The 16,921-nt window shown below is 74.0% G+C and carries 16 protein-coding genes; 4 read left to right on the top strand and 12 right to left on the bottom strand.

Annotation, left to right across the window (positions count from 1 at the left end):
* Positions 1 to 48: 48 nt before the first annotated feature.
* The 3 genes from B9W62_RS28385 to B9W62_RS28375 all read right to left on the bottom strand — a co-directional run bounded on the left by B9W62_RS28385 (position 49) and on the right by B9W62_RS28375 (position 2,853).
* On the bottom strand, positions 49 to 696 hold the full coding sequence (locus B9W62_RS28385; RefSeq protein ID WP_087812149.1) for a response regulator: 648 nt from the start codon (positions 694 to 696) through the stop codon (positions 49 to 51).
* Positions 697 to 853: 157 nt separating this feature from the next.
* Complete coding sequence (gene macS / locus B9W62_RS28380; RefSeq protein ID WP_087809809.1) at positions 854 to 2,095, bottom strand: MacS family sensor histidine kinase; 1,242 nt, start codon at positions 2,093 to 2,095, stop codon at positions 854 to 856.
* A 26-nt stretch (positions 2,096 to 2,121) separates the two neighbouring features.
* Entirely contained in the window at positions 2,122 to 2,853 is a 732-nt protein-coding gene (locus B9W62_RS28375; RefSeq protein WP_179236138.1) for a lysophospholipid acyltransferase family protein, read from the bottom strand.
* A gap of 150 nt (positions 2,854 to 3,003) precedes the next feature.
* On the opposite strand from B9W62_RS28375, the gene B9W62_RS28370 reads away from it, so the two are divergent.
* Both B9W62_RS28370 and B9W62_RS28365 read left to right on the top strand, forming a co-directional pair.
* On the top strand, positions 3,004 to 3,807 hold the full coding sequence (locus B9W62_RS28370; RefSeq protein ID WP_087809807.1) for an alpha/beta hydrolase: 804 nt from the start codon (positions 3,004 to 3,006) through the stop codon (positions 3,805 to 3,807).
* Positions 3,800 to 4,417, top strand: coding sequence for a hypothetical protein (locus tag B9W62_RS28365; RefSeq protein ID WP_087809806.1), 618 nt, complete (start codon positions 3,800 to 3,802; stop codon positions 4,415 to 4,417). Before B9W62_RS28370 ends, B9W62_RS28365 begins: the two co-directional genes overlap by 8 nt.
* A gap of 29 nt (positions 4,418 to 4,446) precedes the next feature.
* Here the strand turns inward: B9W62_RS28365 and B9W62_RS28360 are convergent, their stop codons facing one another.
* The 6 genes from B9W62_RS28360 to B9W62_RS28335 form a co-directional block, all read right to left on the bottom strand.
* Entirely contained in the window at positions 4,447 to 5,208 is a 762-nt protein-coding gene (locus B9W62_RS28360) for an endonuclease/exonuclease/phosphatase family protein (RefSeq protein ID WP_087809805.1), read from the bottom strand.
* A gap of 170 nt (positions 5,209 to 5,378) precedes the next feature.
* Positions 5,379 to 6,332 (bottom strand): ROK family glucokinase, encoded by a 954-nt coding sequence (locus tag B9W62_RS28355; protein WP_031035803.1) that lies wholly within the window; start codon positions 6,330 to 6,332, stop codon positions 5,379 to 5,381.
* A 54-nt stretch (positions 6,333 to 6,386) separates the two neighbouring features.
* Positions 6,387 to 6,923: a DUF5304 domain-containing protein gene (locus tag B9W62_RS28350; protein WP_087809804.1), complete on the bottom strand. Its 537-nt coding sequence runs from the start codon at positions 6,921 to 6,923 to the stop codon at positions 6,387 to 6,389.
* A 73-nt stretch (positions 6,924 to 6,996) separates the two neighbouring features.
* Positions 6,997 to 8,169: an ArsA family ATPase gene (locus tag B9W62_RS28345; protein ID WP_087809803.1), complete on the bottom strand. Its 1,173-nt coding sequence runs from the start codon at positions 8,167 to 8,169 to the stop codon at positions 6,997 to 6,999.
* A gap of 125 nt (positions 8,170 to 8,294) precedes the next feature.
* A complete protein-coding gene (locus B9W62_RS28340) occupies positions 8,295 to 8,729 on the bottom strand; it encodes an SRPBCC family protein (RefSeq protein ID WP_003976686.1) in 435 nt (144 codons plus the stop codon).
* A gap of 138 nt (positions 8,730 to 8,867) precedes the next feature.
* The gene (locus tag B9W62_RS28335) at positions 8,868 to 9,665 is read right to left on the bottom strand and encodes a metallophosphoesterase family protein (protein WP_087809802.1); all 798 of its coding nucleotides are present in this window, start codon (positions 9,663 to 9,665) and stop codon (positions 8,868 to 8,870) included.
* Between the two features lie 310 nt (positions 9,666 to 9,975).
* On the opposite strand from B9W62_RS28335, the gene B9W62_RS28330 reads away from it, so the two are divergent.
* A complete protein-coding gene (locus B9W62_RS28330) occupies positions 9,976 to 11,772 on the top strand; it encodes an AMP-dependent synthetase/ligase (protein WP_087809801.1) in 1,797 nt (598 codons plus the stop codon).
* A gap of 151 nt (positions 11,773 to 11,923) precedes the next feature.
* Here B9W62_RS28330 and B9W62_RS28325 read toward each other — a convergent pair whose 3' ends face one another.
* Positions 11,924 to 13,066: a glycosyltransferase family 4 protein gene (locus B9W62_RS28325; protein ID WP_087809800.1), complete on the bottom strand. Its 1,143-nt coding sequence runs from the start codon at positions 13,064 to 13,066 to the stop codon at positions 11,924 to 11,926.
* Between the two features lie 176 nt (positions 13,067 to 13,242).
* Between B9W62_RS28325 and B9W62_RS28320 the strand changes: the two genes are divergently transcribed.
* Positions 13,243 to 14,511 carry a glycosyltransferase family 87 protein gene (locus tag B9W62_RS28320; protein WP_087809799.1) on the top strand — a complete coding sequence of 423 codons (1,269 nt, stop codon included), beginning with the start codon at positions 13,243 to 13,245 and terminating at the stop codon, positions 14,509 to 14,511.
* Between the two features lie 36 nt (positions 14,512 to 14,547).
* On the opposite strand, the gene B9W62_RS28315 is transcribed toward B9W62_RS28320, so the two are convergent.
* Both B9W62_RS28315 and B9W62_RS28310 read right to left on the bottom strand, forming a co-directional pair.
* Entirely contained in the window at positions 14,548 to 15,741 is a 1,194-nt protein-coding gene (locus B9W62_RS28315) for a hypothetical protein (RefSeq protein WP_179235714.1), read from the bottom strand.
* Between the two features lie 75 nt (positions 15,742 to 15,816).
* Positions 15,817 to 16,833 (bottom strand): C40 family peptidase, encoded by a 1,017-nt coding sequence (locus B9W62_RS28310; RefSeq protein WP_087809798.1) that lies wholly within the window; start codon positions 16,831 to 16,833, stop codon positions 15,817 to 15,819.
* Positions 16,834 to 16,921 lie beyond the last annotated feature (88 nt).

Below are 16,921 nucleotides of genomic sequence, written 5' to 3'. Positions count from 1 at the left end.
CCCCTTGCCACAGTGGGTGGTTGAGGCCACTCCACTGTCCCGCGCGGGTCACGCGTCGTCCAGACCCCGTTCTATCGCGTACCGCACCAGCTCCACGCGGTTGTGCAACTGGAGCTTGCCGAGGGTGTTCTGGACGTGGTTCTGCACGGTGCGGTGCGAGATGACGAGGCGTTCGGCGATCTGCTTGTAGCTCAGGCCCTTGGCGACCAGGCGCAGCACCTCGGTCTCCCGGTCGGTGAGCCGGGGCGCGCCGGGGTCGTCGGTGCCCGCGGCGGGCGCGGGCTCGGAGGCGAGGCGGCGGTACTCGCCGAGGACCAGTCCGGCCAGCCCCGGAGTGAAGACCGGGTCACCGGCGGCCGTACGGCGCACCGCGTCCCGCAGCTCCTCGGTGGAGGCCGACTTGAGCAGGTAGCCGGTCGCGCCGGACTTGACCGCCTCCAGCACGTCGGCGTGCTCCCCGCTCGCCGAGAGCACGAGCACGCGCAGCCGCGGGTCGGCGCCGACGACCTCCTTGCAGACCTGGACGCCGGGCCTGCCGGGCAGGTTGAGGTCGAGCACCAGGACGTCGGGGGCGGCGGCGCGGGCGCGGCGCACCGCCTGGTCGCCGTCGCTCGCGGTGGCGACCACGTCGAAGCCGGACTCGGCCAGGTCGCGGGCGACCGCGTCGCGCCACATCGGGTGGTCGTCGACGACCATGACCTTGATCCGGTCCGGTCGCCGGGGGTCCTGCCGGTCGCGGTCGTGCCGGTCGCGTTCCTGCCGTTCGGACTCCTGCCGTTCGGCGGCCTGCCCCTCGGCGGCCTGCCGTTCGGCGGCCTGTCCCTCGGACTCCTGCCGCCCGGGTGTCTGTCGTTCACTCATGGTTCGCTGCCTTCCCCCGCGCGGTGGTACCGACGGTCTTCTTCGGTGCCTTCAGTTCGACCTCGGTGCCCTGCCCGGGCACCGAGATCAGCTCGGCCGTGCCACCGAGGTCGCGCAGCCGGCCGCGGATCGACAGGGCCACGCCCAGCCGTCCCTCGCCCTCGGCCTCGGCGAGCCGCCCCTCCGGGATGCCGGGCCCCTCGTCGCGGACGGTGACGACCACCTCGTCCGGTTCGTCCTCGACCAGGATCCACGCGCGCGCCCGCTCACCGACGTGCGCGCGGACGTTGTCCAGCGCGGCGCCCACGGCGGCCGCCAGCTCCCGCGCGGCAGCCGGGGCCAGCAGGACCGGGGCGCCCGGTTCGGCGAGGTTCACCAGGGATCCGGCGTACGGGGCGAGCAGCGCGCGCAGATCGGCGGGGGCGTCCGGGTCCGCCCCCTCCGGTTCCTCGACCACCCGGACGACCGCGCCCTCGGCGGCGTCCTCCGAGACGCGGGAGACGGGTACCAGGCCGCCGGAGACCAGGGTGCGCAGGGCCACCTCCTGCTCACCGGCCAGCCGGCCCAGCTCGGCCGCCTCGCCGCCGATGACGGCGCCCCGGCGCTGCACCATGGCCAGCACCTGGAGGACGTTGTCGTGGATGTCCCGGGCGAGCCGCTCGCGTTCCCTGGTCGCCGCCTCGATCTCCAGGGCGCGCGCGAGGGTGCGCTCGGAGGCGCGGGCGACCTCGACGACGTAGCCGATGGCGATGGAGGCGACCCAGACGAGGATGACGTTGTGGACGGTGTCGCGGGCCGCGGTGCCGCGTTCGACCAGGTTGGCGACGGCGACGAGGGTGGAGGCCACGGCGGCCCAGCGCCAGCCGCCCTTGATGGCGAAGGCGAGCACGGACCCTGCGGTCCATATCGACGGCAGGGTCGGTCCGCCGTCCATGACGCGTTCGTGGGCGTCGGCGAAGGGCGTGAGCAGGATGCCGGTCAGCGCGACCGTGAGGTCGGCGGCGAGGAACCGCTTGGTGCAGCTCGCGGCGTTCGCGACCCTGGGGAGGGTGGCCAGGGTCCAGACGAGGAGGACCGCGTAGTAGCCGACGGCGAGCCAGGGCCGGGCGAAACCGGAGTAGGCGGTGGCGAAGAAGCCGATCGCGTACAGCATGGTGAGCACGCGGTAGCCGGCGAGCGCGCGCCACAGCGGCTGCTCGACCGACATCCGCATGACTCTCTCGCGTCTGGCCATGTCCCCCCTCCCCGGGCCGTTGCGGGCTACGTCCCGGCCCGGTCCTTCCCGGCCTTCGCCGCCTTGCCCGCTTCCTTCTCGGCCTTCGCCGCCTCCGCGAGCTGCCGCTTCATGGCGGTCGCGTACATGTCGACGTACTCCTGGCCGGAGAGCTTCATGATCTCGTACATGACCTCGTCGGTCACCGCGCGGAGCACGAAGCGGTCGTGCTCCATGCCCTGGTAGCGGGAGAAGTCCAGCGGCTTGCCGATGCGGATGCCGGGCCGCATGAGCTTCGGCATCACCTGGCCGGGCGGCTGGATCTTCTCGGTGTCGATCATGGCGACCGGAATGACGGGCGCGCCGGTGGCGAGGGCCACGCGTGCCAGCCCGCCCGGCTTGCCGCGGTAGAGGCGGCCGTCCGGGGAGCGGGTGCCCTCGGGGTAGATCCCGAACAGCTCGCCGCGCTCCAGGACCTCTATGCCGCTCTTGATGGCGGCCTCCCCCGCGCCGCGCGCGCCGGAGCGGTCCACCGGGAGCTGGCCGACGCCCTTGAAGAAGGCGGCGGTGAGCCGGCCCTTGACCCCGGGGGTGTTGAAGTACTCGGCCTTCGCGATGAAGGTCACCTTGCGGTCGAGGACGGCGGGCAGGAAGAACGAGTCGGAGAACGACAGGTGGTTGCTCGCCAGAATGGCGGGCCCCCCGGCCGGGATGTACTCCAGGCCTTCCACCCAGGGCCGGAAGGCGAGCTTCAGCGACCCCCCGACGGTGACCTTCATCGCGCCGTACAACAACCGAGTGCCTCCCATGTCCGTGGGTCAGACCTTAACCCGCGGCGCCGTCAATGGCCCCGACGGCCCTGGTCGGTGTCAGTGCGGTCGCGTACGGTGAAAGACCCGCGAGTATCCCTGACGACAGGAGACCGAGACGTGTCGGTCCTGCCCGGAGCCGAGCCGTACCGCCACGAGGGCGGTGAGGCCGGCGTCCTCCTCTGTCACGGCTTCACCGGCTCCCCGCAGTCGCTGCGGCCGTGGGCCGAGTACCTGGCCGCGCGCGGTCTGACCGTGGCGCTGCCGCTGCTGCCCGGACACGGCACCCGCTGGCAGGACATGCAGGTCACCGGCTGGCAGGACTGGTACGCGGAGGTGGACCGCGAGCTGCGCGCCCTGCGCGAGCGCTGCGAGCGCGTCTTCGTGGCCGGTCTGTCCATGGGCGGCGCCCTTGCGCTGCGGCTCGCCGCCAAGCACGGGGACGCGGTCTCGGGCGTCGTCGTCGTCAACCCGGCGAACCGGATGCACGGCGTCGCCCAGCACGCCCTGCCGGTCCTGCGCCACCTGGTGCCCGCGACGAAGGGCATCGCCAGCGACATCGCCAAGCCGCTCAGCACGGAGCTGGGGTACGACAGGGTGCCGCTGCACGCGGCGCACTCGCTGCGCGCCTTCTTCCGTCTCGCCGACGGCGACCTGCCGCAGGTGACCCAGCCGCTGCTGCTGCTGCGCAGTCCGCAGGACCACGTGGTGCCGCCGGCCGACTCGGCGCGGATCCTGGGCCGGGTGTCGTCGACGGACGTGACGGAGGTCCTGCTGGAACAGAGCTACCACGTGGCGACGTTGGACCACGATGCGGACCGGATCTTCGCTCAGAGCGTCGCGTTCATCGGCCGGCTCGCGCCCGGTTCCGTCGGGGAACCGGAGTCCGGTCTCGGCAAGGAAGGGACGGCCGCAGGTGGCTGAGCACGACTCCGACCGCGAGGACCGCGAGGAGCGGGACCTGGAGCGGGAGCACCGTGAGGGACGGGAGCGCGCGGCGGACGGCGGCCCCGAGGCGCAGGACGTGCCGATCGACGAGGACGCCGCCTGGGCCGCGATCGTCGCCGGGTACGGGGAGGAGCCGCCGGACCCGCCGGGCGCCAAGCCGTTCAAGTCGGTCGAGGACCTGGCGCTGCTCGAGCCGGAGGTGAACGACGAGAAGCCCTCGGCGGACCGGCCCGCCTCGGACCGGCCGCTGGGCAGCTCGGTCGCCTTCGCGCCCGGCGTCGGTCCCCGCGACCACACGCCCGCCGAGCCGTCCGACGACGACTTCGACGCGGACGACGAGGGCCACTTCGTGCCGCCCGAGCCGCCACCGCTGCCCGATGCCGACCCCACGGCGAAGTTCGCCTGGCTGGGCGTGCTCGGCGGTCCGGTGCTGCTCCTGCTGGCGGTGGTGCTCGGCTGGGACATGACCTGGTGGCTGACGACCCTGAGCATCGGCGGCTTCCTCGGCGGCTTCGCCACCCTGGTCATGCGGATGCGCACGGGCGACGAGGACGACGACGATCCGGGGCGGGGCGCGGTGGTGTAGCCGGGCGGCGGCCTGCCCCCCCAGGGGGGTCAGGCGGTCGCGGGTACGCGGAGGGCGGTCAGGACCGGGAGGTGGTCCGTGGCCGCCCTCAGGTCGTCCTCGGCCACCCCGGGCAGTCCCGACGGCACCCCGCAGCCCAGCACCTCGACGCCCTCGGTGACGAAGACCGCGTCGATGCGGCGGTCCGGGGCGGTGGCGGGGAAGGTGTACTCGCCGCCCCACGGCTCCGCGGTCCAGCAGTCGCGCAGCCCGTCCCCGAGCCGCCGGAAGGTGCGCCCGCCGGGGCGCTCGTTCAGGTCGCCGCCCGCCACGGCGTGCGTCACACCGAGGGCGGCCAGGTGCTTGAGGAACAGCCCGGCCTGTTCGTGGCGCTCGTCGGCGTCCAGTGACAGGTGGGTGCTGAGGACGCCGAGACGGGCCCCGCCGATCCGGACCACGGCGGCGGCGATGCCGCGGCGGTGCCGGCCGGGGGTGAGCGGGAGCAGCACGTCCTCGGTGCGCTCCACGGTCGCCCGCAGGGAGCAGAGCAGCGCGGGGCCCGCGGCGGTTCCGCCGCCGGAGAGGAGCACCAGGTCCGCCGCGCGGGCCAGGCGGGTGAGCTTCTTGCGCCAGCGGAAGAAGCGCGGGGCCTCCTGGAGGAGGACGAGGTCGGGTGCGCAGGCCTTGATGACGCGGGCGACGGCGTCGGTGTCGTCCCGCAGCGAGCGGATGTTGTAGCTCAGGACGCGGATGACCGCGGAACCGTCGGGCTCGGTGCGGGAGTTGGGGAGCGCGGGGAGGGACGTTGCCATGCCGTCAATTTACGGGACCGCATGATCAGGCGCCTCACGGGCCGGGGCGCGGGGATCGTGGGCGACTGCCGGTGGTACGTGGCTTGTCGCGGCCGCGGGGCGGAGCCCCGAATGGACTCCGCCCCGCGCCCCTGAGGTCGGGACGGTACCCGTCGCCCGAAAAGCGACCGTTACATGATCGGGTCGGGCTCCCGGGCCAGGTCGGCCGCGCCGACCAGGCCCGCCTTGTTGCCGAGCTGGGCGGCGACCACGTCGGCGACCGGGCGCCAGTTGCCGCCGACCAGCCAGCGCTTGTACGACTTGCGGATCGGGTCGAGGACCAGGTCGCCCTCGTCCGAGAGGCCGCCGCCGACGATGAACGCGGACGGGTCGAAGAGCGAGGCCAGGTCGGCCAGGCCGGCACCGGCCCAGCGGGCCAGCTCCCGGTAGGAGTCGACGGCGACCGGGCAGCCCTGGCGGGCGGCGACCGAGATGTGCTTGCCCTCGATGCCGTCCGGGGTGCCGTCACCGAGCGCGAGCAGCACCTCGGCGCGCTCGGGGGTGGCGTTGGCACGCTGCTTGGCGTACCGCACCAGCGCCCGGCCCGACGCGTACTGCTCCCAGCAGCCCTGCGAACCGCAGCCGCACAGCAGGCCGTCCGGCACCATGCGGATGTGGCCGAACTCGGCGGCCACGCCGAAGTGGCCGCGGCGCAGCTTGTTGCCGATGATGATGCCGCCGCCGAGGCCGGTGCCGAGGGTGATGCAGATGACGTTGCGGTGGCCCTTGCCGCCGCCGAACTTGTACTCGCCCCAGGCCGCGGCGTTGGCGTCGTTCTCCACGACGACCGGGAGGCCGACGCGGGCCTCGACCTTCTCCTTGAGCGGCTCCTGGCGCCAGTCGATGTTGGGCGCGAAGTAGACCGTGGAGCGCTGGCGGTTGACGTATCCGGCGGCACCGATGCCGACGCCGACGATCTCGTGTCCCACGCGCGCGCCCTCCACCGCGGAGGCGATGGCGTCCACGATGGCCTCGGGTGTGGTGGGGGTCGGCACCTTGTGGGTCGAGAGGATGTTGCCTTCCTCGTCGACCACGCCGGCCGCGATCTTCGTGCCGCCGATGTCGACGCCGATGGTGAGTCCCATGAATCCCTCAGTTCGGTCGAGCCCCGCTAAGGGCAACCGTACCCGAGGCGGCGCTCAGTCCAGGTCGATGCGCTGTCCCGGGCCGGTGCCCTCGTCGCCCTCGTCACGGCCGTCGGTGCCGTGTCCGTCCTGGTCACGGGGGTCGCGGGGATCTCCGGGCGCGGTGTCGCCGGTGGTCCAGCGGCGTTCCTGGTTCTGGACGGCGGAGCGGTAGGCGGCGAGGAGTTCGCCGCCGGCGGCGGCGAGGTGGTCGAACAGGTCCGGGTTGCGCTCGATGACCGGTTCGACGGCGGCCTTCGCCTGCTGCACGACCTGCCGGACCACCTGCTGGGCGGCGGGTCCGGCGACCTGGCCGAGCAGCGGTGACTGGAGACCGGACAGCTTGTCCGCGACGGTGTCGACGAGCCGGCGCAGCTCCTCGGCGGCGGAGCCGGGCGGCGGCCCGTACTCGGCACGGCGGCGGGCCTTCTCCGCCTCCAGGTCCTCGGCACACGCCGTGGCCCAGGCGTCGGCGTCGGTCGCTCGCGTCTCGTCGACCGCGTCGGCCTCGTCGGGGCGGGGGGCCTCGGACGGGGGGAGCTCTTCGCTCATGACGGACTCCTGACTACGGTTCGTCCTTACGACGTTACCCGAACGGGCCCGTGCTCCGGCGGGTCCTGTCGGGTCAGCGTCCCCGCGGCCACAGTTCCGGGTCCGGCGCGAACCGCACGGCGAGTGTGCCGTCCCGCAGCGCGGCCCCCTCCACGGTGCAGCGGCGCAGTGCGGAGGGCAGCGGGACGACGCGGCGGAAGGGCCCGGCGGCGACGACCAGTTCGTCACCGCGGCGGATCAGGTCGAGGTCCTCGCGCACGGCGCCGGGCAGCGGGATGTGCCAGACCAGCACGCCGTCCTCGGCCAGCCGGTCGGTGACGGGCCACTCGACCGGGGAGGCGTCCGCGTTGACGCCGGGCACGTCGAGGGCCGCGAGGTCGTCGGTGCCGCGCGGGTCGCGGCCCAGATGGGCGACGGCGCGTACGTCGTACGTACCGCGCCACTCCTCCAGGGTCTTGCGCTGCTGGGCGAGCGGGCCGCTGAGCCAGCTGTCCGCCGGGGTGTCCTCGGGCAGGACGCGGTTGGCGACCAGGAGGTCGGTGCGCAGGCCGCGCAGGGCGAGGCCGAGGGCGGCGGCGCGGACGGCGTCGGCCCCGGCCGGTCCGGGTTCGGCGACCAGCCGTACGGCGGTGTGCCGGTCGGCCAGTACGGCCTCGGCGGCGGCGAGTTCCAGGTCCCAGCGTGCGGTGGCCTCGTACAGCGCCTCGGTCGGCATGGGGACGCCCGCGAGCCGGCCGAGGACGGGGCGCAGGGCGCGGGCGGCCTGCCGCTCGGGCGGGAGCAGGCGGCGCAGGCAGCGGCGCAGTTCCTCGGGCGCGGCGAGCAGGGCGAGGGCGCGGGGCGCGGGCGGCAGGTCGACGACGAGGAGGTCGTGCGCCTCGGCGAGGGCGGCCTCGCGCAGGGCGCGCAGCAGGGCGAGATCCTCGGCGCCGGGCAGCGGGGTGAGGTCCTCGGGGTCGAGGCGGGAGGCGCCGAGGAGGTCGAGCGCGGAGGCGGCGCGGTCCTGGAGGGCGGCGAGGCCGTCCCGGAAGCCCTGGGCGGCGTCGGGGCGCCAGACGGTGAGGCCGGGTTCCACGGGGGTCGGCGCCGGACCGGTGCGCACGCCGAGCACGGCGCCGAGGGTGTCGTCGCGGTCGGTGCCGAGGAGGAGGGTGCGGGTGCCCTCGCGGGCGGCGGTGAGCGCGGTGGCGGCGGCGACGGTGGTACGGCCGGTGCCGCCGGGGCCCGTGATCAGGAGGGTGCGCATGGGGGTGAACGGTACCTGGGGCTCCGCCGGTTGGGCTGGTGACCGGCGGGGTGCGCTGCCCGGCGTTGCGGGGTGCCTCCCAGGCCGTTCAGGCACTGGAGGAGGCACGACTGCCCGCAGCGGGGTTACTTCGACTCGACTCGCTTCTTCAGGCCGGCCAGGGCTCGGTCGATGATGACCTTTTCCGCCTTGCGCTTGATCATGCCGAGCATCGGGATCTTGACGTCCACCGTGAGCCGGTAGGTGACCTCCGTGCCCGTGCCCGCCGGGCGGAGCAGGTAGGAGCCGTCGAGGGAGCGCAGCATCTGGGACTTCACCAGCGTCCAGGACACCTCGTGCTCGCCGGTCCAGGTGTAGCCCAGCGTCTGGTCGTCCTTGATCGCCCCGGCGTCCATGACGAGCCGGACCTGCTCGGCACGCCCCTGTTCGTCAGTCGCGAGGACCTGCGCCTCCTTCACCTCGCCGGTCCAGTCCGGGTAGCGGGCGAAGTCGGCGATCACCGCCATGACGTCGGCCGGGGCCGCCTCGATGGTGATGCTCGAGCTGGTGTGTTCCGCCATCGCCGTGGCTCCTCCGGATGCGGGCCGCTACTGGGGGGCGTCGTGCGCCCGTCGCGCGCACGTGTGTGCCGCGTGCAGGCTATCGCGCACGGGGAGCGCACATGCCACCACCCACCTGCACGGGTCCGCACCGCGCGGTCACCACTCCAGCGCCCACGGCCGTCCCGTCGACGCGAAGTGGCCGACGTTCACGCATTCGGTCGCGCCGACGCGCATCCGCCGTACCAGCGGCTGGTGGACGTGCCCGAACAGGGCGTAGCGCGGGCGGGTGCGGCGGATGGCGTCCAGCAGCGCGCGGCTGCCCCGCTCGAAGCGCCGGGCGACCGTGTCGTAGACCAGTTCCGGCACCTCGGGCGGGATGTGGGTGCACAGCACGTCCACCTCGCCGACGGCCTCGATCTTCGCGGCGTACTCCTCGTCGCTGATCTCGTACGGCGTGTTCATCGGGGTGCGCAGCCCGCCGCCGACGAAGCCGAAGACGCGGCCGCCGATCTCCACCCGCTCCCCGTCGAGCACGGTGGTGCCGGGGCCGGCGTACTCGGGCCACAGCGGGGGCACGTCGACGTTGCCGTAGGTGGCGTACGTCGGGGTGGGGAAGGCGGCGAACAGCTCGGCGTACTGCCTGCGCACCGCCTGCTCGATCAGCTCCCGCCGGTCCCCGTCGACCCCGGCCCAGAGCCGCGTCCCGAACTCCCGTGCCTCGGCGAAGCGGCGGGCGGTGCGCAGCGCGACGATGCGGTCGGCGTTCGCGACGCCGAACAGGTCGGGGAAGATGCCGCGCGAGTGGTCGGCGTAGTCGAGGAAGAGGACCAGGTCCCCGAGGCAGATCAGGGCGTCGGCGCCCTCGCCGGCCCTGGCCAGGTCGCGGGCGTTGCCATGGACGTCGCTGACCACGTGGACGCGCGTGGTCGTGTTACGGGGCGGTGTGGGTGCCATGGCGATCAAGCGTAAGCAGCGCGCGCGTGCTGTGAACAGTGGCGGTCGGACCTGCGGTTACTGGCTGGTCCGCTGATCCGTCGACTACTGTGCGCAAAGCAAACCCCATCCGTGTGACGCAGCGAACATCTCGCGGGGACCCCCTGTCGGAGAACGCATACCGGCGGGTAACGTCCGGGCAGTCCAGTCGTGCTCTGGATTTCAACATGTGAATCCCGCATGAGTCCTCCGGAGCCACAGCCCGAGCCTTGGACCGCACCGTCGCATCGCATAACGTCGTGGCGCCGGCGCCTTATGAGGAGCAGCAGTCTTGCGCGAGTTCAGCCTTCCGGCCTTGTACGAGGTCCCCGCGGACGGAAACCTGACCGACATCGTCCGCAGAAACGCCGCGCAGCATCCGGACGTCGCCGTCATCGCCCGCAAGGTGTCGGGCGCCTGGCAGGACGTGACCGCGCGCACCTTCCTCGCCGAGGTGCACTCCGCCGCCAAGGGCCTGATCGCCTCCGGTGTCCAGCCGGGCGACCGGGTCGCACTGATGTCCCGCACGCGCTACGAGTGGACGCTGCTGGACTTCGCGATCTGGAGCGCGGGCGCGATCACCGTGCCGGTGTACGAGACCAGTTCGCCGGAGCAGGTGCAGTGGATCCTCGGCGACTCGGGTGCCACGGCGTGCGTCGTGGAGTCGGCCGGGCACGCCGCCGCCGTCGAGTCGGTGCGCGAGCGGCTGCCCGCCCTCAAGAACGTCTGGCAGATCGACGCCGGCGCCGTGGAGGAGCTGGGGCGGCTGGGCCAGGACGTCACGGACCGGACCGTCGAGGAGCGCGGCTCGATCGCGAAGGCCGACGACCCCGCGACCATCGTCTACACCTCGGGCACCACGGGCCGCCCGAAGGGCTGCGTCCTCACCCACCGCAGCTTCTTCGCGGAGTGCGGCAACGTGGTGGAACGGCTGCGTCCGCTCTTCCGTACCGGTGAGTGCTCCGTCCTCCTCTTCCTGCCGCTCGCCCACGTCTTCGGGCGCCTGGTCCAGGTCGCGCCGATGATCGCGCCGATCAAGCTGGGCAACGTCCCCGACATCAAGAACCTCACCGACGAGCTGGCGGCCTTCCGGCCCACGCTGATCCTCGGCGTGCCGCGCGTCTTCGAGAAGGTGTACAACTCGGCGCGCGCCAAGGCGCAGGCCGACGGCAAGGGCAAGATCTTCGACAAGGCCGCGGACACCGCGATCGCGTACAGCAAGGCCCTGGACACCCCATCCGGCCCGTCCGTGGGCCTGAAGCTCAAGCACAAGGTCTTCGACAAGCTCGTCTACAGCAAGCTCCGCACGGTCCTCGGCGGCCGCGGCGAGTACGCCATCTCCGGCGGCGCCCCGCTCGGTGAGCGGCTCGGTCACTTCTTCCGCGGCATCGGCTTCACCGTCCTTGAGGGCTACGGCCTCACCGAGTCCTGTGCGGCCACCGCCTTCAACCCCTGGGACCGGCAGAAGATCGGCACGGTCGGCCAGCCGCTGCCCGGCTCCGTGGTGCGCATCGCGGACGACGGCGAGGTGCTGCTGCACGGCGAGCACCTGTTCAAGGAGTACTGGAACAACCCGGGGGCGACCGCGGAGGCGCTGGCCGACGGCTGGTTCCACACCGGTGACATCGGCACCCTCGACGAGGACGGCTATCTGCGGATCACCGGCCGCAAGAAGGAGATCATCGTCACGGCCGGCGGCAAGAACGTCGCCCCGGCCGTCATAGAGGACCGCATCCGCGCGCACGCGCTGGTCGCGGAGTGCATGGTGGTCGGCGACGGGCGGCCCTTCGTGGGCGCGCTGGTCACCGTCGACGAGGAGTTCCTGGGCCGCTGGTGCGCGGAGCACGGGAAGCCGGCCGGGTCGACCGCGGTGTCGCTGCGGGACGATCCGGACCTGCTCGCGGCGATCCAGGACGCGATCGACGACGGGAACGCGGCGGTGTCCAAGGCGGAGTCGGTGCGCAGGTTCCGGGTGCTGGGGGCGCAGTTCACCGAGGACTCGGGGCACCTGACGCCGTCGCTGAAGCTGAAGCGGAACGTCGTGGCGAAGGACTACGCGGACGAGATCGAGGCGATCTACGCCAAGTAGCCGGGCGGGGGCGCCTCATGGGGTGCCCCCTTGTCGCCGCGGGCGGGCGCGGGTCATCGTGGCTGATCGCGCCCGCGCGGCGGAGCCGCACATGTCACAGCCCCGCGCCCCTGAGCACCTCCCCTCCCCCTGCTGCCGAAGGCGCCCCGGGCTACAACAACGCCTTCAGGTGCTCCGCCAGCAGGTCCCAGCGCCACTTCTCCTCGACCCACGCCCTGCCCCGCTCGCCCATCCTGCGGCGGAGTTCCGGGTCGGCGAGGAGGGTGGTGATGCGGTCGGCGGACTCGTCCGGGTCGGCGCCGCGGACCACCCAGCCGGTCTCCCCGTCGAGTACGGCGTCCGGCGCGCCGCCCGAATCGCCGGCGACGACGGGCAGGCCGGTCGCGGAGGCCTCCAGGTAGACGATGCCCAGGCCCTCCACGTCGAGGCCGCCCCGGCGGGTGCGGCAGGGCATGGCGAAGACGTCCCCGGCGCCGTAGTGCGCGGGCAGTTCGGACCAGGGCACGGCGCCGGTGAAGCGGACGGAGGCGGCGACGCCGGTCTCCTCGGCGAGGCGGCGCAGGTCCTTCTCGTAGGGGCCGCCGCCGACGATCAGCAGGACGGCGTCCGGCTCGGCGGCGAGGATCCGCGGCATCGCCCGGATCAGGGTGTCCTGGCCCTTGCGCGGGACCAGACGGGAGACGCAGACCACGACGGGGCGCTCGGTGAGGCCGAGGCGGGCGCGCACCTCGTCGCCGCCGCTGGCCGGGTGGAAGGTCTTCTCGTCGACGCCGGGCGGCAGTTGCACCATCCGGGCGGCGGCCTCCGGCGTGAGCGCGCCCGCGATCCGGGAGCGCGTGTACTCGCCGAGGTAGGTGATCGTGTCCGTCGACTCCCCGATCCGGCGCAGCAGTTGCCGGGCGGCGGGCAGTTGGGCCCAGCCCGCCTCGTGGCCGTGGGTGGTGGCGACCAGGCGCTCGGCGCCCGCCTTGCGCAGGGCCGGGGCCATCAGGCCGAGGGGGGCGGCCGCGCCGAACCACACCGACGTGCAGCCGTGCTCGCGCAGCAGGCCCACTGCCCGCCGGGTGGCGCCCGGCGTCGGCAGCAGCATCGTCGTGCGGTCCCGTACGACGGTGAAGGGCTGCTCGGCGTCGAAGGCGGCGGTGGCCTCGATGCCCTCGCGGCTCCGCTTCCAGGTGGAGGCGTAGACGAGCAGCCGCTCGGGGTCCAGGCGTAGCGCCATGTTGTGCAGGAAGGCCTGGATGCCGCCCGGGCGGGGCGGGAAGTCGTTCGTCACGATCAAGGTCTTGCGCACGCCGCCGACCCTACCGAACCGTCCGCCGGGTGCCGGGCCCGGCCGCGTCCTGTGGCACGTCCCCGGGGGTCCGGGTCATCATGGCCGCACCGGCGGACAAGCCGGTACGAGGCGGGGACAGGCAGGTAGGGGCGGGGACAAGCAGGTACGGACGGGCGCGAACGGGCAGGGAGCACGTGGACACGAGGGACGCGGTCCGGTCACCGCTGTGGTTGCCGACGGTCTGGGGCGCCACGCGGCTGGTGCTGCTGCTGTCCGTGCTGAAGGTGCTGGCCTTCCCGGGTCCGGACGTCACGAGCGACGTGTCCGTCATCTACCGGGACTGGTCGGACGTCCTGCGCACCGGAACGTTTCCGCTGTCGGACGTCACCTGGCAGTACCCGCCGGCGGCGGCCCTCGCGATCCTCTCCCCCGGCCTGCTGCCCTTCCTGGAGTACGCGACGGCCTTCTTCGTCCTCGCCTGCGTCACGGACGCCGCGGTCCTCGCGCTGCTGTGGCACGCGGGCCGGGGGGCGGGACGGTCGCCGCGCGGGGCGTGGGTGTGGGTCGTGGGCGTGCCGCTGCTCGGGCCGACGGTGTACGCCCGCTACGACGTGATGGTCACGGCCGTCGCGGTGGCCGCGCTGCTCGCCGCCGGGCGGCATCCGCGGGTGGCGGGGGCCCTGGCGGCCCTCGGGGCGCTGCTGAAGGTGTGGCCGGCGCTGGTGCTGGTCGGGATGCGGGGGTGGCGGCCGTGGATCGCGGCCGCGGTGAGCGGGGCGGGGCTGGCCGTGCTGTGCGCGGTGTCGATGCCCGGGGCGTTCGCGTTCCTGACGTTCCAGCGCGAGCGGGGCGTCGAGGTGGAGTCGGTGGGCTCCCTGGTCTTCCACGTCGCCCGGCACTTCGGCTGGGAGGGCGGGGTGCTGCTGAACTACGGCTCGATGGAGTTCCTGGGCCCGCACGTGGACACGGTCGGCACCATCTCGCTGGGACTGAGCGCGGTGGGGTTCGGCTGGCTGCTGCTGTGGCGGCTGCGGGCCTCGCGGCCGGCGGCCGGCCGGTTCGCGGCGCACACGGCGGCGGACGCGGCCTTCGTGGCGGTGCTGTTGTTCACGGTGACCAGCCGGGTGATCAGCCCGCAGTACCTGGTGTGGCTGGTGGGCCTCGGCGCGGTCTGCCGGTGCTTCCGGACGAGCCGGATGCGGGTGCCGGTGGCCCTGGTGCTGGCGGCGACCCCGCTGACGCTGCTGGAGTTCCCGCTCCTGTTCGCGGACGTGGTGGGGAGCACGCCCCTGGGCATCACGCTCCTGTCCGTCCGCAACGGCCTGCTGGTGGCCGCCGCCCTCCTCGGCGCCCGCGCCCTGTGGCGCGGCCCGGCACGCCACGGGTCCCCGGCCCCGGCCGCGCCCTCCGAGCGCCCGGACCGCACCACGGCTCCCGCGGACACCGGCGCCGGCACGCCGTGACCCCCTCCGGCGCCACGGCCGCCGGGCACCCGCGGCTCAGGCGAGCCGCGCACGCAGATACGCCTGCCAGCGCGCCGTGAAGTCGTCCGGCGTCGTGCCGAGCACCTCGCGCAGGGCGTCCTCGACCGCTCCGGCGCGCTGGTCGTGGGCGCCCACCGCGCGGTAGAAGGCGTCCAGCCGGTCCTCGCCCCACTGCTCGGCGATCATCCGGCAGGCCAGCCAGCCGCCCTCGTAGGCCCGGGCCAGTTCCTCCGCCTCGGCGGTGAAGCCGAAGTCCTCGTCCGTCGGCAGCCGCGCGGGCACCCGGCCCCCGGCGACCGCCTCGGCCAGCTCGGGGGCGGCCTGGACGGCGCTGCGTCCGGTGTCGCGGTAGCCGACCCAGTCGGCGTAGCCCTCGGAGAGCCACAGCGGGGTGGCCGAGGTGGTGTCGGCGCGGGTGGCGACGTGGGTGGTCTCGTGGGTGAGCACGACCTGCTTGCCGAGGCTGCCGAGCAGTCCGTAGGCGTCGGGGTTGACGATGATCCGGTCCGCGGGGGCGTGTTCCCGGCCGCCCGTCTCCCCGGTGGTGACCGCGGCGATGCCCCGGTAGGACGAGGCCGGGGAGCCGAGCAGGCCCGCCATGCCCTCCACCGACCGGGGGACGACCACGACCACCCGGCGGGACCAGTCGCCGTCCCAGGCGTCCGAGACGGCCGGCACCGCCCGGTCGGCCAGGTCGGCGAAGCGGCGCAGCATCGCGGTGGACTGCCCGACGCCGAGGACGAGGCTGTGCGTCCCGCGGACGACCTCGACCGCGCCCTGGTCCCAGGGCTGCTGGCCGGACTCCTTGGCGGGGCGGTCGGAGTCGACGGCCCACGTCCCGCCCCCGCCGTCCCGGCTCAGCCGCACGGTGCGGCCCGCGGTGACGGGGCCCCGGTCGTAGCCCTCGACGCGGTAGCGCAGTTCGACGTCGGCGGTGGCGGTGTCGCCGGTGCGCTCCACGTCCCGCACCCGGTAGGACCAGGCGGCCAGCGGGAGCGCGCTCAGGTGGCCGAAGCCCGTACCGGTGCCGGTGCGCCCGTAGGCGGCCGCGTCGTGGGCGAGGACGGCCGCCGCACGCCGGTCCAGGACCCGCTGGACGTCGGCCCGGGCCGGGTCGGCCGCGGTCCGGCCGCCGCAGCCCACGAGCGCGAGCGGCAGCAGGCACAGCGCCACCACCGAGAACCCCGACACCCGCCTTCGACCAGCCATCTTCCCGATCGTACGGGCGCGGGGCCGCGGAAGGCACCGGGTCGGGGGACGCGGCGGGGCGGAGGGGCCGCGGGGTCACACCCGGGTGATCGAGGAGACCGGCATCATGCCGACCGGGTCGTAGCGCACCGGCGCGCCGGGGTAGGGCGCGTGGATCACCTGCCCGTTGCCGGCGTACATGCCGATGTGGCTGGCGTCGTCGCGGTAGGCGACCAGGTCGCCGGGGCGCGCCTCCGCCAGGGACACCCGCTGTCCGGCGCCGGACTGCGCCTGCGAGGTGCGCGGGATGCCGACACCGGCCTGCGCGTACGCCCACTGGGTCAGGCCCGAGCAGTCGAAGCCGGAGGGGCCGTTGGCGCCCCAGACGTAGGGCTTGCCGAGGGCGGAGCGGGCGGCGGCGAAGGCGGCCGCGGCCCGGCCGGAGGCGGGGGCGGCGGCACCGGCGAGGGCAGTGAGGTCCTCGCGGCCCGAGCGGGACCCGCGCTGGTAGGCGGCGCGTTCGTCGTCGGGCAGGGCGGCGAGCAGCGCGCGGGCCTTGGCGAGCTTGCGCTCCACGGTCTTCTTGTGGGCGGCGACGGCCTTGCGGCCCTTCTCCAGCTCGGTGAGCTTGCGGGCCGCCTCCGCCCGGTCCTGGGCCAGGTCGCGCATCGCCCGCTGGAGCTGCCTCAGCTCGCCCGCCTGGCGGGTGGTGATCCGGTCCAGCACGGAGGCCCGGTCGAGGTAGTTGTCCGGTTCGGCGGAGAGCAGCAGCGCGAGGGAGGGGTCGATGCCGCCGGAGCGGTACTGGGCGCCGGCCAGCGAACCGAGCGCGTCCCGCATGCTGTTGACGCGTTCCTGCTGCCGGGCGATGGACTCCTGTGCGGTCGTGACCTGCTCGCGCAGCGCGTCGGTGCGCGCGTCGGCCTTGTTGTAGGCCTCGGTCGCCTGCTCCGCCTCGGTGTGGAGCCGGTCCACCTCCGCCCGCCGGTCGTCGTGCGGGGCGGCCGCGGCCGGTACGGCGCCCAGGAGCGCGGCGGCCACGGAGAGCAGGCCGACGGCGGCGGTGGAGCCGCGGTCGAACCCGGATGGTGCAAGGCGGCGATGGGACCCCACGGGAAGCCGCACTCCTTCCGCTGGCGGACAGGGAAACGCGGCAGACAGTAACCCCACGGCGGGGCACCGGCCAACGACCCGAGGGGCC

The sequence above is a fragment of the Streptomyces sp. CS113 genome (assembly GCF_002188365.1).
Lineage (GTDB): Bacteria > Actinomycetota > Actinomycetes > Streptomycetales > Streptomycetaceae > Streptomyces > Streptomyces tendae.
The sequence above is the reverse complement of the archived record's forward strand: the minus strand, read 5'-3'. Positions and strand labels throughout refer to the sequence as shown.